10 protein-coding genes and 3 pseudogenes are annotated in these 13,542 nt (G+C 69.6%); 7 read left to right on the plus strand and 6 right to left on the minus strand.

The genetic code is table 11. From position 1 onward, the window contains the following. The first annotated feature begins 20 nt into the window (after window positions 1-20). Both ACWD4O_RS15875 and ACWD4O_RS15880 read left to right on the plus strand, forming a co-directional pair. Window positions 21-1,337 (plus strand): sensor histidine kinase, encoded by a 1,317-nt coding sequence (locus ACWD4O_RS15875; protein WP_451280254.1) that lies wholly within the window; start codon window positions 21-23, stop codon window positions 1,335-1,337. After that, window positions 1,334-2,026, plus strand: coding sequence for a response regulator (locus ACWD4O_RS15880; RefSeq protein WP_451280255.1), 693 nt, complete (start codon window positions 1,334-1,336; stop codon window positions 2,024-2,026). Before ACWD4O_RS15875 ends, ACWD4O_RS15880 begins: the two co-directional genes overlap by 4 nt. A gap of 19 nt (window positions 2,027-2,045) precedes the next feature. Here the strand turns inward: ACWD4O_RS15880 and ACWD4O_RS15885 are convergent. Further along, window positions 2,046-2,456 (minus strand): annotated as a pseudogene (locus ACWD4O_RS15885) (Uma2 family endonuclease); the annotation flags it as partial. Between the two features lie 248 nt (window positions 2,457-2,704). On the opposite strand from ACWD4O_RS15885, the gene ACWD4O_RS15890 reads away from it, so the two are divergent. Beyond that, window positions 2,705-4,045, plus strand: a complete 1,341-nt coding sequence (locus tag ACWD4O_RS15890) for a ferredoxin reductase family protein (RefSeq protein ID WP_451280256.1) — start codon at window positions 2,705-2,707, stop codon at window positions 4,043-4,045. 125 nt (window positions 4,046-4,170) lie between these two features. Here the strand turns inward: ACWD4O_RS15890 and ACWD4O_RS15895 are convergent, their stop codons facing one another. Continuing rightward, window positions 4,171-4,941 (minus strand): DUF2637 domain-containing protein, encoded by a 771-nt coding sequence (locus ACWD4O_RS15895; RefSeq protein ID WP_451280257.1) that lies wholly within the window; start codon window positions 4,939-4,941, stop codon window positions 4,171-4,173. A gap of 942 nt (window positions 4,942-5,883) precedes the next feature. Between ACWD4O_RS15895 and ACWD4O_RS15900 the strand changes: the two genes are divergently transcribed. From ACWD4O_RS15900 to ACWD4O_RS15910, 3 genes and pseudogenes are all read left to right on the plus strand, one after another. Then, window positions 5,884-6,534 (plus strand): hypothetical protein, encoded by a 651-nt coding sequence (locus ACWD4O_RS15900; RefSeq protein WP_451280258.1) that lies wholly within the window; start codon window positions 5,884-5,886, stop codon window positions 6,532-6,534. Between the two features lie 268 nt (window positions 6,535-6,802). Further along, window positions 6,803-6,961 (plus strand): annotated as a pseudogene (locus ACWD4O_RS15905) (helix-turn-helix domain-containing protein); the annotation flags it as partial. Window positions 6,962-7,312: 351 nt separating this feature from the next. Then, the gene (locus tag ACWD4O_RS15910) at window positions 7,313-8,155 is read left to right on the plus strand and encodes a hypothetical protein (RefSeq protein ID WP_451280333.1); all 843 of its coding nucleotides are present in this window, start codon (window positions 7,313-7,315) and stop codon (window positions 8,153-8,155) included. Window positions 8,156-8,522: 367 nt separating this feature from the next. Here the strand turns inward: ACWD4O_RS15910 and ACWD4O_RS15915 are convergent, their stop codons facing one another. The 4 genes and pseudogenes from ACWD4O_RS15915 to ACWD4O_RS15930 all read right to left on the minus strand — a co-directional run bounded on the left by ACWD4O_RS15915 (window position 8,523) and on the right by ACWD4O_RS15930 (window position 12,683). Then, window positions 8,523-8,900, minus strand: a complete 378-nt coding sequence (locus tag ACWD4O_RS15915; RefSeq protein ID WP_451280259.1) for a hypothetical protein — start codon at window positions 8,898-8,900, stop codon at window positions 8,523-8,525. A 273-nt stretch (window positions 8,901-9,173) separates the two neighbouring features. Further along, entirely contained in the window at window positions 9,174-9,791 is a 618-nt protein-coding gene (locus tag ACWD4O_RS15920) for a DUF4232 domain-containing protein (protein ID WP_451280260.1), read from the minus strand. A 286-nt stretch (window positions 9,792-10,077) separates the two neighbouring features. Then, window positions 10,078-10,980, minus strand: a pseudogene (locus ACWD4O_RS15925) (hypothetical protein); the annotation flags it as partial. A gap of 731 nt (window positions 10,981-11,711) precedes the next feature. Further along, a complete protein-coding gene (locus ACWD4O_RS15930) occupies window positions 11,712-12,683 on the minus strand; it encodes an aldo/keto reductase (protein ID WP_451280261.1) in 972 nt (323 codons plus the stop codon). A gap of 148 nt (window positions 12,684-12,831) precedes the next feature. Here ACWD4O_RS15930 and ACWD4O_RS15935 point away from each other — a divergent pair, with 148 nt between their 5' ends. Next, entirely contained in the window at window positions 12,832-13,437 is a 606-nt protein-coding gene (locus tag ACWD4O_RS15935; protein ID WP_451280262.1) for a TetR/AcrR family transcriptional regulator, read from the plus strand. The last annotated feature ends 105 nt before the right edge of the window (window positions 13,438-13,542 follow it).

Below are 13,542 nucleotides of genomic sequence, written 5' to 3' on the forward strand. Positions count from 1 at the left end.
GGAGTTGCGAGACTGAGCCCATGGGCGGAACTTTCGGAGCGGAGCTCGTCGAGCGATGGCGCAAGGCCGTCGTATCGCTGCGGCAGCGGAGCCCGCTGCCGCGCCCGTCGCGCTGGATGTGGACGGCCGACGTGATCATCGCCGTCGTCCTGGCCGCCTGCACGGTGGCCGCGGCCCACAGCCGCAGCGGCGACGTCCCGCTGCCGCCGATGAAGGTGCCGATGCCCCCGCAGGTGCCGGCGCCGGGCGCCGAGGCGTCCGCCCCCTTCGCGCGGGTGGAGGTGGTGCAGCACCTCGCGGCGGCCCAGCCCTGGCAGTTGGCGCTGGCGGCCCTCACCGCGTTGCCCCTGACGGTCCGCAGAAGGTGTCCGCTGTCGGCGTTCTGGGCGGTGATCTGCGCGAGCCTGCTGTTCAACCAGCGGCTGAGCGGCGCCGACGCGACCGTGTACACGTTCCTGTCGTGCGTGGTCGCCGCCTACAGCGCGGCGGTGTACAGCCCGTACCGAGCGAGAGCGCTGGTCAGCCTGCTGGTGGGAGCGTCCGTCCTGGCCCTGCTCCACGACGAGAACTTCCCGTCCGTCACCCCCGGCCTGTGGCCGTTCTTCGCCCTGCTCGGGGTGGGGCTCGCGGCCAACGCCGTCCACACGTGGAAGCAGCGCGTACGGGTGCTCCAGGAGGAGCACGAGGCCGCCACCCGGCTGGCGGTCCACCGCGAACGCTCGCGCATCGCCCGTGAGTTGCACGACGTCGTCACCCACAATGTGAGCGTGATGGTGATCCAGGCGGGGGCGGCCCGCAAGGTGATGGACGCGGCGCCCGACCGGGCCCGCGACGCGCTGCTGGCCGTCGAGGCCGGCGGACGCACCGCGATGGCCGAACTACGCCATGCGATGGGCCTGTTGACCATGACGCCCGAGGACGAGCCGGCCCTGGCTCCGCAACCGGGCCTGGGCCAGCTGGCGGCTCTCGCCGACCGTGTACGCGAGACCGGCGTCCCCGTCGAACTGACCGTCACCGGCACCCCGGCGCCGCTGTCGGCAGGCGCAGACCTGGCGGCCTACCGCGTGGTGCAGGAGGCCCTGACCAACACGGTCAAACACGCGGTCGGCGCGAAGGTCCGGATCGCCGTCGACCACCTCCCCGACGCCGTGCGCATCGAGGTGTCCGACACCGGCGGCACTCCCGCGGCCCGGGTCGCCCCGGGCGGCGGCCGCGGCCTGACCGGCCTGCGCGAACGCCTGGCCGTCTACGGCGGCACCCTCCAGGCAGCGGCCCGCGTCACCGGCGGCTTCCAGGTCACAGCCGTCCTGCCGGTCGGCGTCGAGGAGCCGGCGTGACCGACCCGCCGCGCGTGGTGATCGCCGACGACCAGGCACTGGTCCGCACCGGCTTCGGCATGATCCTGGCGGCGGACGGAATCGAGGTGGTCGCCGAGGCCCGAGACGGCGAAGAGGCGATCGAAGCGGTCGCCCGCACCGCTCCCGACCTGGTCCTCATGGACATCCGCATGCCCGGCACCGACGGCCTGGAAGCGACGAGACGCATCCTCTCCGCCGCCGCGCCGCCCACCCCACCCCGAGTGATCATGCTGACCACCTTCGACCTGGACCGCTACGTCTACGCCGCGCTCACCGCGGGCGCGAGCGGCTTCCTCCTCAAGGACGTGACCCCGGAACACCTCGTGGCCGCCGTCCGCACAGCCCGCACCGGCGACGCACTGCTGGCCCCGACCATCACCCGCCGCCTGATCGAACGCTTCGTCTCCCACGAGGCCGCGACCCCCACGGCACTGCACCGCGACCTGACGGTCCTCACCCCCCGCGAACTGGAAGTCCTCCGCTCCCTGGCCACCGGCCTGAGCAACGCCGAACTGGCGACCCGTTTCACCCTGAGCGAGGCCACGGTGAAAACCCACGTGGCCAGGATCCTCGCCAAACTCCGCCTACGAGACCGAGCCCAGGCAGTGGTCGTGGCCTACGAAACAGGCCTGATCACCCCGGGCCCGGGCCCCCGGCCGCCGGACTGACCGCCGAGCTGCGAGCGGGTCAGAGCCGACCGAGGTCGATCTCCACCGGGAAGGGGGCCACTGCCTTCAGGACGCCGGTGAACACGTCTCCGTCCCGGTAGGTCTTCGTCGCGGGGTCGAGAACGTAGGTGTACACGAGAGGAACGCCGGTCACGGCCTGCTCGATCCGCCAGTAGAAGCCGATGCCTGCCTTGGCGTACTGGTCGACCTTCACGACCCGGTCGGTGGTCTCCGAGCCCGGCGACACCACCTCCGCGACCAGCAGCACATGCTCGGGGCGGGTGGGGGTGACGTCGATCGTGTCTGCGCGGTACACGACGACGCCCGGGCGGCGATTGGTGAGCGGGACGTCCTGAAGCCGGACGTCGAAGTCGGTGTCGGCATTCCACTCCGGGCCCGCGGCGGCATCCAGGGCGTTCGCCAGAATCCGCCGCCGGATTCAGCGTACTGTCTGCCGCCCGTCCGGCACGCTGATGTCGCTGACGCCCCCTCCCCGTCGGCAGGCCTCCGAAGTGACGCGGCGATCGGATTCGACGGTTCTGGCGTGAACGGGTCGGGCACGAGGTCCGTACGTGTATCCGATCGAGGCGCATATCCGGATGAACCACTCGATCTTCATGAGGTCGGTACACACGGGCCGCGCGTGCAGCGGGCGGCCACGGGGGATGTGAGGAAAGCATGGCGACGACGAGTGACACGGTGCGCAGAGGCACCGTGGTTCCGGTGGACGCGGCGCGTTGGGCGATGGGGGCTTTCGTCATCGTCAACGCGGTGATCGTCGAGGCGCTGTTCCTCAGCGCCGGTTCGGGCAAGAACGGGGTGCTCACGGTCGCCAAGTTCTTCGGACTGCACGCGGCCCTGCTGATGCTGTTCCAACTGCTGCTGGTGGCCCGGCTGCCCTGGCTGGACCGCCGTATCGGGATGGACCGGCTCACGGTGTGGCACCGCTGGGTCGGCTTCCTGCTGCTGTGGACCGTCCTCACCCACGCCACGCTGGTGGTGCTCGGCTACGCGAACCTCAGCGACGTGTCCATGGGGAAGACGATCGTCGCGCTGAGCGGCGTGCCGGCCTCCCTGCTGGGCATGCTCGCCGCGGCCGTCATCGTCGTGATCGCGGTGATCTCCACCCGGCCTCTGCGGCGGCGACTGCCGTACGAGGTCTGGCACGGACTGCACCTGCTGCTCTACGTGGCCCTGGGCCTGTCGTTCGTCCACCAGTTGCAGGAGACCACGACGTTCACGTCCTCCGCGTTCGCCACGGCCTACTGGTGGATGCTCTGGCTGTTCGCCTTCGGCGCCCTGCTGACCGGGCGGCTCGCCCTGCCGCTGTGGCGCAACGCCCACCACCGGTTCCGCGTCACGGCCGTGGTACCGGAGTCGGACGACGTGGTCTCCGTGTACGTCACCGGCCGACACCTCGACAAACTCCCGGCCCGCGCCGGCCAGTTCTGCATCTGGCGGTTCCCCGGGCACAACCACTGGTGGCTGGCCAACCCCTTCTCCCTGTCGGCGGCGCCGAACGGACAAGGGCTGCGTCTCACGGCGAAGGCGGCGGGCAGCACCAGCGCCGGCCTGCGGAACATCCCGGTCGGCAGCCGCGCCTTCGTCGAGGGCCCGTACGGGGCGTTCACCTCGCTGCACCGGACCCGGCCCGGCACCCTGCTGATCGCCGGGGGCGTGGGCATCACGCCCGTGCGCGCCATGCTGGAGGAGGAGGCGACCGGCGACGTCGTCGTGCTGTACCGGGTGCGCAGCGAGGCCGACGCCGTGCTGCTGGACGAGGTGCGCCACCTGGTCGCGCTACGGGGCGGACGGCTGCACCTGCTCACCGGCAGAACCGACGAGGGCGGCACCCCGCCGTTCGGCCCGGACAACCTGCACCGGCTGGTCCCCGACCTCACCGAACGCGACGTGTACGTCTGCGGCCCGCCCGCCATGACCAGGACCGTCCTCGCCGGCCTACGAGACCTGCGGGTCCCCGCCCGACAGGTCCACGCCGAGAAGTTCGGCCTGGCCTGAACCGAAAAGGCGCCGGGATTTCGATCCGACCCTGCTACGGCTGCTGCTGTCCTCGACTGGTGCGACGGCCGGACGGAGGCACTGGTGCACGCTTCCGTCCGGTACGGCCCCGCCGGACCCGGCCGCTACTGGCGGTGGCGGCGCGCGGCCTGTCGCGGCGGCAGGGTCAGTGTGATCTGCCGGACGAGCTGCTGAAAGCACGCGAGCGACGCGATGGCGGGCAGCGAAGCCCCGGCGATACCGGTGAAGGTCTTGTCCGCCTGCGCCACGCACAGCATCATCGCGACGGAGGAGAAGAACAGCACGATGAACCAGGAATGCACAGCTCGGCGCTGATGCAGGGCAGTGCGGAGGATGGAGAGCGAGGCCACCATCCAGGGGCCGTACACGAGCAAAGGCCAGGACGGGACCGTTTCGCGTCCGCTTCCGGACGTGATGTCCTGCAGAGGCCGGTAGGCCACCACCCCGCCGAAGACGCTGACCATCGCCACGATGACGGCAACGAGTGCGACGATGACGAAACTGCCGGTCTGCAACCACTTGAGTCGGACTTTCCGGACCCGCATCTTCCGATGCCCGACAGAAAAGCCTCGAGTGGACGGCAGTTGAGCGGTGACCTGCGCCAGGCTCTCCATCGGGTCGGTGAAGTCGACGCCGGCCGAAGGCTCGCCGCGAGGCGGCGGCACCCTGGCCGTCTGCTCCGTCGGAACAGCCTCCTGCATGAGATAGGCAAGTTCCTCGACCGGGTCCCAGCCCGCGTCGGGTGGGGTCAGGGGAACCCCTGCGTGCACGCTGTCGACAGGTTCACCGTTCCAGCCGGTGTCCGGCCCGTAGGAGTAACTGTCGGAATACCATGCGCGCCGCTCAAACGAAGGATCTGCATATTCATGATTCATAGGAAGGCGCCCGTCGGGCACGGTCCCCATGACGGCCCGAGTACTCCTGGCCGTTCCACCGCGAATTGAGCTCTTCCTGGATCGCCTCCAGCAGCGCGAGGAACTCGCGAAGCAGCGGCTCGGCAACCTGACGTTCGGCCCACGCGCCGTCCCCGGTCACCGTGGTCTGTACCGCAAGCGCCGAGTATGCCGCAGCAGACGGGAAAGTGTATTTCCCCACTGTCAGATCACGGGCCGCAGGCAGATTATCCGTCCTCACGTTGCGTTGAGGCAGGCCCTGGGGCCTTTCTTTCGTCATATCCCGCTAACGCCGCTCCCTTCCTCCAGGTGCGCGGCAAATGAGTGACCCTGGCGCAAGGGGAATACTGAGGAGAGCGTTTCGTAATTAATGTAATTCGCGCCCAACTCCGCACGTTATGGGCCGAGCGAATTTTCCTCTCAAATCCCCTGAGCAGAAATATGATTCACCCGCCACCGCCACCGCCATCTGGCCCCCTCCTGACGCCCCGGGAGTGAAACCGTCCGGCGGTTACGCGGCCGAGAGGTCGGCAGTTTCAGTTCTGGCGGGGTTCGGCGGGGCCGGCCGCCCGGGCGTCTGAATCCTTGCGCGCCGAGAGCAGGAACAGGACCGCGGCGGCGGCGATGAAGCCGAAGCCGACACTCATGCAGGCCATGACCGCCTCGTAGGAGGCATCGGCTTCGCAGGCAACCGCCAGACCAGAGAGGGTTGACGTGGTCCGTCCACGTCAAGAGCGGACGCCGTGAGCTTGGGTATGGGCTTCGGGGCGTGCTGGTTGTGCGGTGAGGTCGGGGATATGGCGGGGGTGACCGGTCTCCCGGCGTGGTGACCGCAGGTGTGGAGCCGGGTGAGCGGGGCCGGCCGGAGCATCCGGCCGGAGGATAGGGTCTCAGGTCGGGCGAACACATGACCGACGGGGGATCATGACGGAGTACCTGGGGCCGCTGGAACTGGTCGGGGACCGCTGGATCATCGGGGACCCGAAGCGGGAGGGCGGCTCGTGCCTGGTCCTCACCGCCGAGGGCATGGAGCACCACGAGCCCGGAGCGCCGGAACCCCTGGCCGTCGTCCCCTGGTCCAAGTTCGTGGAGCTGGGTATCCGAGCCACCTATCAGGCGTGGCACGCCACTCGCACCATGGGCGTGTTGGGCGTGCTCGGCGGCGGACACTTGGAGACCGGCCGCAGCGGCTGTTCCGTGGGTGGACTCCTTCGCCATCCGTACGAGTCCTGGTCGGTGAACTACACCCATCACGAGCGCCCCTACACGGGCGACCACGTCTACGTGGTGAACGCCCTGTTCCAGCGAACGTCCGAAGCGAGGACCTCGGCACCTGACGAGATTCTTCAGAATCCCACGCCGGACGCCGCCGGACGCCGCCGGACGGCGCGTGCGCATGCGTCAGCCGTTGCCCTCCTTGTCGTCGACGAACCGCGTCTCGAGAGCGTCGCTGTAGGCGTTGAGACGTTGATGTCGGCGATGGATGTCAGCAGGCCGAGTTCATCGGCTCCGGGGTCGCCGGTCGCCTTCCTGGGAGAAGCAGACGTTGTCACGCAGCCCTGTGACAGCACGTAGTCGTGGAACTGGTCTGCCGGCTCGGACGGCACACGGCTGACCAGCCGGAGTTCGCCCATGGTGACCTGTGGCCCGCCCGCGGGGTGTCGGGGTGGGCGTGGTGGAGGGTCTGCTCGCGTCGGGTGAGGGTGGTCTCAAGGAGAGGGATGGCGCAACCCTGCAACCATCCCAGCCGTGTTGACGTACAGGTACGGGGGAGTGCCTGGGATGCCGTCCCGGATCGGGACATGACTGCACAGGCCGACAGATGGATGCGAGTACGGGCCACATGGATGCAATCCACGATGATGTAGCGGAGTTCGCGTTGCTGCTGACGCGTCTGAAGGAGCGCACAGACCGCAGCTACGCGGCGCTGGCCCGCCGTCTGGGCCTGAATGCCTCCACGCTGCACCGCTACTGCGCCGGAGAGGCCGTTCCCCTGGACTTCACCGGGATCGAGCGGTTCGCCGCACTCTGCGGAGCCTCCCCCGAGGAACGCGTGGAGTTGCACCGCCGGTGGATCCTGGCAGTCGCGGCACGGCAACGAACACGCCCATCGGCTGCCCGGCGGGCACCGACGCCCCAAGACACCACGAGCACCGTGGCATCGGCCGCATCCGCGAGCCACAGCAGCCCCGCGGACGAGGCGCCCGAGCCGACCTTGCGGCCGGGCGAGGCGCCCGAGCCCACCTTGCGGGCGGACGAGGCGCCTGAGTCGACCTTGCCAGCCGACCCGCGCCCGGGGCCGACCTCGTCGGCCGACCGGCGGCCCCCCGCCGGGCGCCCCCGACGACGGCCCGTGCGATCGATAGCAGTGGCGGCCTCGCTCGCCGTCGCGCTCGCCGGCCTCACCACATCCACTGCCGGACCTCCCTCCGGTGGCGGTGAGTCGTCGGCCTCCGCCCGCACCACACCGAAACCCTCGGCGCCGGCCACGCACAACGGCGGCAGCCCGCAGGAGAACCGGGCGAGCGCCGACACGTCCTCCTCGACGGCCCCGCTCACCTGGACGGCCAACTCCCATCTCTGGCGACCCGAGTGCGACCACGACTACGTCATCGCCAAGCCACCGCAGCAGGTCCCGCCGCCGCCGGCCCCACAGGACGCCGCGGCGTGGGCCGCGTCCCTGGGGGCGGTGCACGGGCGCACCACCCATGTGCGGATCTCGGTGCAGGGACGCGGCTCCGCTGCCGTCGTCCTGGAGGCACTGCATGTGCGCGTGGTCAACCGCACCACCCCCGCCGCCCGCCAGGGCATCGCCTACTCCATGTACGAAGGCTGCGGCGCCATCCTCATCCCCCGCCACTTCTCCGTGAACCTCGACGCGCACCGACCCCTGGCCCGTTCGATTCCCGGCAACGACCCGGGAAGACCGGACCCCGCGATCGACTTCCCCTATCAGGTGTCCCTGCAGGAGCCGGAGGTCCTGCTGCTCTCCGCGCGCACCGAGTCCTGCACCTGCGACTGGTACCTCGACCTCGACTGGTCCTCACAGGGCCGGACCGGCACGGTGCGCATCGACGACCACGGCCGCCCGTTCCGCACCACCGACATCAAGGGGCTACCGCACTACTGGTACCGCAACCCCACTGGCTGGGTCCCCATGACCACTGCCTACGACGAGACGGAAAGCGGCGGCTGACGAAGCAACAGCCCGCACAGCCCGCCCGACAGCAGGACCGCCGACGGCGGGGGCGGGACAGGGAGGTGGTGCCGCGCACCTCGTGAGCCTGTTCGGCTTCAGGCCCCGCAGCACGGAAGCCACACCGGCCCGGGATCCTCCCCCCGTCGACGATGCGGAGGCCACGGCCTCGCCGGCATCCGGCTGCTCCTCCACGCCCGACTCCGCCCTGCCTGGTGATCCCCACGGCACCCCGCAACACCCGCAACACCCGCAACACCCGCGGTACCCGCCGCCCCACGACGTCCCGAAGCGAGGACACCCGGCCGACTCCTGCCCGTCGCCCGGCGGGCGCGATCACGCGCGCCTGCCGGGCGTTTTGGCGGATTCAGCACCTGGAGCTGCTGGAGATCCTTATTCCGTTGACGCTGTAGGCGTTGGCGAACACGGTCTGGGTGTTCGGCTCAAGGCAGATCGAGCCCCCGCTCTGGAGCCGCAGGTACACCACGTCGTCATTCCGGGTGTTCAGGACCCCGTAGTGCGGCCGGGGCGTGACCGCCTGATAGCCGCTGGTGACGTCCTTGTACTTCGAGAGCGGCGTGCCCGCGATCAAGGCGTTGTCGTCCACGTAGAAGCAGACATAGGGGTACGGGCAGCCCTGGGTGGGGGACTCCGCGTGGGCTGCGGATGCGCCGGTCATGGACATGGCCGCGACCGCCATGCTCACCCCCGCGAAGCTTGCGACCTTCTGGATGACGGGCTTCATCAAACCTCCAAGAATTCGGTAATTGTTCGAGTCCGCCCGCGAGTGGTGACGGACATGGCAAGGCGGAGCATGGCCGGGGAGAAAATGCGCTGCTGCCACGAACTCCCCCACACTCCAGGCGAATCCGGGGCCCGCCCGGACGACGGCCGACGACAGCCGATCACGACGACAGCCGGCCACGACGGTGGTCGGCCCCGACGGCGGGAGCCGGTGTTCAGTAGGCCATGTGGGCGTCCTGGCCGGCCGCCGGGAAGCGGTCCCGATCGAGGTCCGTCACTTCGACATGATGAAATCCAGGGCGAAACCGGGAGCGGTCGTCCAGTAGGTGACGCGCTGATAGTCGTTGGCGTACAACGTCTCGACGGGCATGGGGACATCGATCGGCTTGCCCGCGCTGCTGCCGGGCTTACGACCCTGGAGGCTGAGGGTGATGCTCTTCGCCTCGTACTCGTCCATGGGGCCGTTGACGAGCAGACCGGCATATGCCTCCTCACCCGGAGCGAGGGTGACGGGCACCCCCGGGTGCGGGTCGCTCTCCTTGATCACGGGGGCTGTGGTCCGACCGTTGCCGAGCCGCACGAGAGGGTAGCGGTAGAGGTTGCACTTCGTGTCGCCGGCGTTCTGGACGGTGAGGAGGAGGTGCCTGGCGTCCTCGCTGTCCGCGGGCTCCTTCGTGGCGGACACCCCGAGGACCTCCTGGGAGCAGGTGGCGACGGCGCCCTTGTCGCCACTGCCGCCCGAGCGATGCGTCACCGCGTCATCGGCCTTCCCGCCGATCGTCAGCGGCCCGGTGGCGGAGGCCTGTGCCGACACCGACACACCACACCCGAGAGCCAGGACGAGACCCGCGGCCACGGCCGCACGGCGGCCCGTAAGGGACTTCACGTTCATATGCGTGTTCCTTTTCTGATCGGTATGAGGTCGCACGCGTCCGCGCCCTGCATCCCGGGCGCCCGAAGAGGTGGGTGTCCCAGGGGACGGGTGAGTTCGGGGTGTCGTGGCGCTGCCGGGCGGTCGGCCGCTTCAGCCGGTGCGACAGCCATAGCTTCGGATGCCTCGTGGACCTGGGACAACAGCCGCCACCCAACCTGCAACGGTGGGGCGATCCCACCCCCGACAACCTGCGGAAACAGGGAAGCCTGGGATGCCTGTCCGGGATGGGAACCCCACTATCTGCTCATGGATGAAGCGATCCGCTGACCGGCGGGAGGACTGCCCGTAGCCGTGCCTCGAAGGCCAGGGCTTAGGCCAGGGCTACGGGCTCCTGCCTGTGTGGGGCCAACTGGTCGTAGAACTCCCTGAGATGGCCCGAGACCCGCTCGGAGGCCACTGCCGACGCGGACTCCAGCGCCTGTGTGGCGGTGCTGCACGCCTGATCGAGCTTGCCTTGGTCCAGCTGGGTACGGGCCAACCAGAAGGCGTGGAACGCCCGGCCGCGCTGATTGGTGCGGGCTTTCCGGCGCAACGCGTCCGCGATCAGTGGTTCAGCCGTCGCTGCCTCGCCGAGTCGGCCGTGGGCAATGCCCGTGTCCACTGTGAGCTTGAGTTCGTCGAAGTAGGTCACCCATGACGGGTCCGGGTCGCTCGCCTGGATCTGCTCGAACTGGCGGTGTGCTTCCCCGATTGCTCGGTGGGTCGATGTGTGGCTGCCGAGGGTGGCATGGGCGAACGCCTCGCGCATGGACAGCGTCGACAGCACTCGCGGTGTCGTGCCGAGATCTGAGCGGGCCTGGTCCTGCGCGGCGGTCACGAGGGCCAGGGAATCCGCGGGCTTGTCCTGGTAGGTCGCCTGCAAGCTCATGCAGGCCAGGACGTTGGCCATGAACTGGCGGTCGTCGATGGCCTTGGCGAGTTGCAGGGACTCGGTGAAGTAGGCGCGGGCCTGGTTGTACTGGCGGGCGTCGAAGGAGGTCCAGCCGGTGAGGCGTGCCAGCTCGGCCGCGATTCCGTACAGGCCGTTCTGGATGGACGGCGGGCGGCTCTCCTTCAGCAGTCCCACCACGTCGCGGAGCTGGCCGACGACGGCCGGCCGTAGTGCCTCGCCGCCGTGCTGGTCGTCCCGTCGCCAGTAGTCCTCGATGTGCAGCCAGCCGCGGTCGGCGAGCTTGGTCATCTTCGCCTGCAACGGTTCCAGCTTCCCGCGCACCGTCACCTCAAGGCCCAGCTCCTCGCCGACGGCCCTGACCTGCACCGGGCCGTCGGCAGCCCGCACGATCGCCAGGATCTTGCGGTAGTCAGCGGGCAGCGCGGCCTCATCGCCCGTCCCGCCGCGGTGCGGGATCAGCAAAACCGCCCGGCCCGCCGCCTGGCCCGCCGCCCGGGCCGCCGCCTGGCCCGCCGCCCGGGCCGCCGTCGGGGCGACGGCCGCGGCGGCCTCCGCCACAGCCCGGTCCTGTTCGGCCAGCCGGTGCAGGACCCGCTCGGCGATCACCAACTCCTCCCGCTCGGCCTGGACCTCCGCCAGCTTCTTGGCCAACTCCTCGGCGAGCGTGTCCAGTTCATTCCGGCGAGCCGTGATCCGCTCCAGCTCCAGCATCCCCACGCCCTCTCCGCGCTCTCCCGGCATCGGCCCGGTCAGGGGTCGTAGGAGGGGCGCGGCGGTCGGCGCAGCAGAACCCGACAACGGCCCTGGCGACAGGTCGGACGATCTTCACCATGGACACCCGCCGACGACCGGCGCGAGTACCCCGCCCGCCCCGCCCCGCACACCAGACCCGTGACCTGCGTACTTCAAGTTGCACAGTCTCATTGGACATGCGGCACTCCTCGCCCGGATGCCGACCCGCGGCGGGCGTGGTGGTACGTCTTCGATCAGCGGTCGATGGCGGCCATGTTGTCCGCGTCGTAGCGCTCGCCGGAGGCCCGGGGCAGGTGGTTCAGGCGGGCGACGTGGCTGGCGGTGAGCTCGATGTGGTCGGCGGCGGCGTTCTCCTCCAGCCGGGCGACTCGCTTGGTGCCGGGGATGGGCGCGATGTCGTCACCCTGGGCGAGCAGCCAGGCCAAGGAGACCTGCGCGGGCGTGGTGTCGATCTCGGCGGCTACGGCCCGCACCTCGTCGACGATTCGCAGGTTGCGTTCCAGGTTGCCGTCGGCGAAGCGGTGGTTGGTACGGCGCCAGTCGTCGGTGTCAAGATCGTTCAGGGAGCGGATGCTGCCGGTCAGGAAGCCGCGGCCAAGCGGGGAGTACGGCACGAAGCCGATACCCAGTTCGCGCAGGACAGGCAGGATCTCGGCCTCCGGGTCGCGGGTCCACAGCGAGTATTCGGACTGGACCGCGGTGACCGGATGCACGGCGTGGGCGCGGCGGATCGTGCCGGGGCCGGCCTCCGACAGGCCGATGTGGCGGATCTTGCCTTCGGTCACCAGTTCGGCCAGCGCGCCAACGGTCTCTTCGATGGGTGTGCCGGGGTCCACCCGGTGCTGGTAGTAGAGGTCGATGTAGTCGGTGCCCAGGCGCTTCAGTGATCCCTCCACGGCCAGGCGGATGTTGGCCGGGGTGCTGTCCGGAGTCGTGCCACCGGTGTGGGAGATCAGTCCGAACTTGGTCGCCAGCACGACCTCGTCCCGGTGCCCCTGCACGGCCCGGCCGACCAGCTCCTCGTTGATGAAGGGGCCGTACCCCTCAGCGGTGTCGATATGGGTGACCCCGAGGTCCAGAGCGCGGTGGATCGTGCGGATCGACTCGTCGTCGAACTGGCCGGCGCCGGTGTAGAACGCCGACATTCCCATGGCTCCGAGACCGATGCGCGAGACCTTGAGGCTGCCGAGCGAAACGGTTTTCATGGCGCGGACTTCCCTTCACATTAGTTCAGTACCGGTCGGTGCGGAACGGTAGCACATCAAGACCGACCGGTACTGAACTGTGTTCGCCACCTTGCGGGGATGAAACTGCTGGTCAGCGTAGATCTGTACCGAGAGGTACGCTTGTGGCATGGGTGACTCACGTAGGGCCGTCATGGGTCGGCCTCGAGGATTCGACATCGACCAGGCGCTGGAACACGCGATGCGGGTGTTCTGGGCGCGAGGGTACGAAGGCGCAAGCCTCGCTGAACTGACCGGCGCCATGGGGATCACCAAGACGAGCATGTATGCGGCCTTCGGCAACAAGGAGCAGTTGTTCCGCAAGGCCCTCCAGCGCTACGGCGCGGGGCCGGCCGCCTACGCCGCGCGCGCCCTGGAGGAGCCCACCGCACGGGCTGTGGCCTTGGCGTTCCTCCGCGGAGCGGTCTGCACCACGACCCCTCCCGGCGGCCCCTCCGGGTGCCTGACCGTGCAGGGTGCGCTGGCGTCGGGCGACGAGAGCCGGGCCGTCCACGACCTGCTTGTCGACTGGCGCAACGACGCGGGGGTCCGCCTTGAGGAGCGCTTCCGGCGCGCCGTCGACGAGGGTGATCTTCCGCGCAACGCCGACCCTCGGCGTCTTGCCCGGTTCATCATGACGATGGGTTTCGGCATCGCAGTGCAGGCCGCCAACGGCCTCGGTCCTGCTGAGCTCGATGAGATCGTCGACACGGCGTTGCTCGGCTGGCCTGCATAGCGGCTGCACCCCTTCGCTCGCCCCGGTGAGTCGCTCCCCTCGCATGAGGGCCGTCGCCCCGGTGGGACGCTCCCCTCGCATGAGGGCCGTGACGGTGCCGCAAAA

The organism is Streptomyces sp. NPDC002623, assembly GCF_053592635.1.

Coding starts and splice junctions, on each gene's coding strand:
- ACWD4O_RS15875 (WP_451280254.1), top strand. CDS start 21: ATGGGCGGAACTTTCGGAGCGGAGCTCGTCGAGCGATGGCGCAAGGCC.
- ACWD4O_RS15890 (WP_451280256.1), top strand. CDS start 2,705: ATGGCGACGACGAGTGACACGGTGCGCAGAGGCACCGTGGTTCCGGTG.
- ACWD4O_RS15895 (WP_451280257.1), bottom strand. CDS start 4,941: ATGAATCATGAATATGCAGATCCTTCGTTTGAGCGGCGCGCATGGTAT.
- ACWD4O_RS15900 (WP_451280258.1), top strand. CDS start 5,884: ATGACGGAGTACCTGGGGCCGCTGGAACTGGTCGGGGACCGCTGGATC.
- ACWD4O_RS15915 (WP_451280259.1), bottom strand. CDS start 8,900: ATGAAGCCCGTCATCCAGAAGGTCGCAAGCTTCGCGGGGGTGAGCATG.
- ACWD4O_RS15920 (WP_451280260.1), bottom strand. CDS start 9,791: ATGAACGTGAAGTCCCTTACGGGCCGCCGTGCGGCCGTGGCCGCGGGT.
- ACWD4O_RS15930 (WP_451280261.1), bottom strand. CDS start 12,683: ATGAAAACCGTTTCGCTCGGCAGCCTCAAGGTCTCGCGCATCGGTCTC.
- ACWD4O_RS15935 (WP_451280262.1), top strand. CDS start 12,832: ATGGGTGACTCACGTAGGGCCGTCATGGGTCGGCCTCGAGGATTCGAC.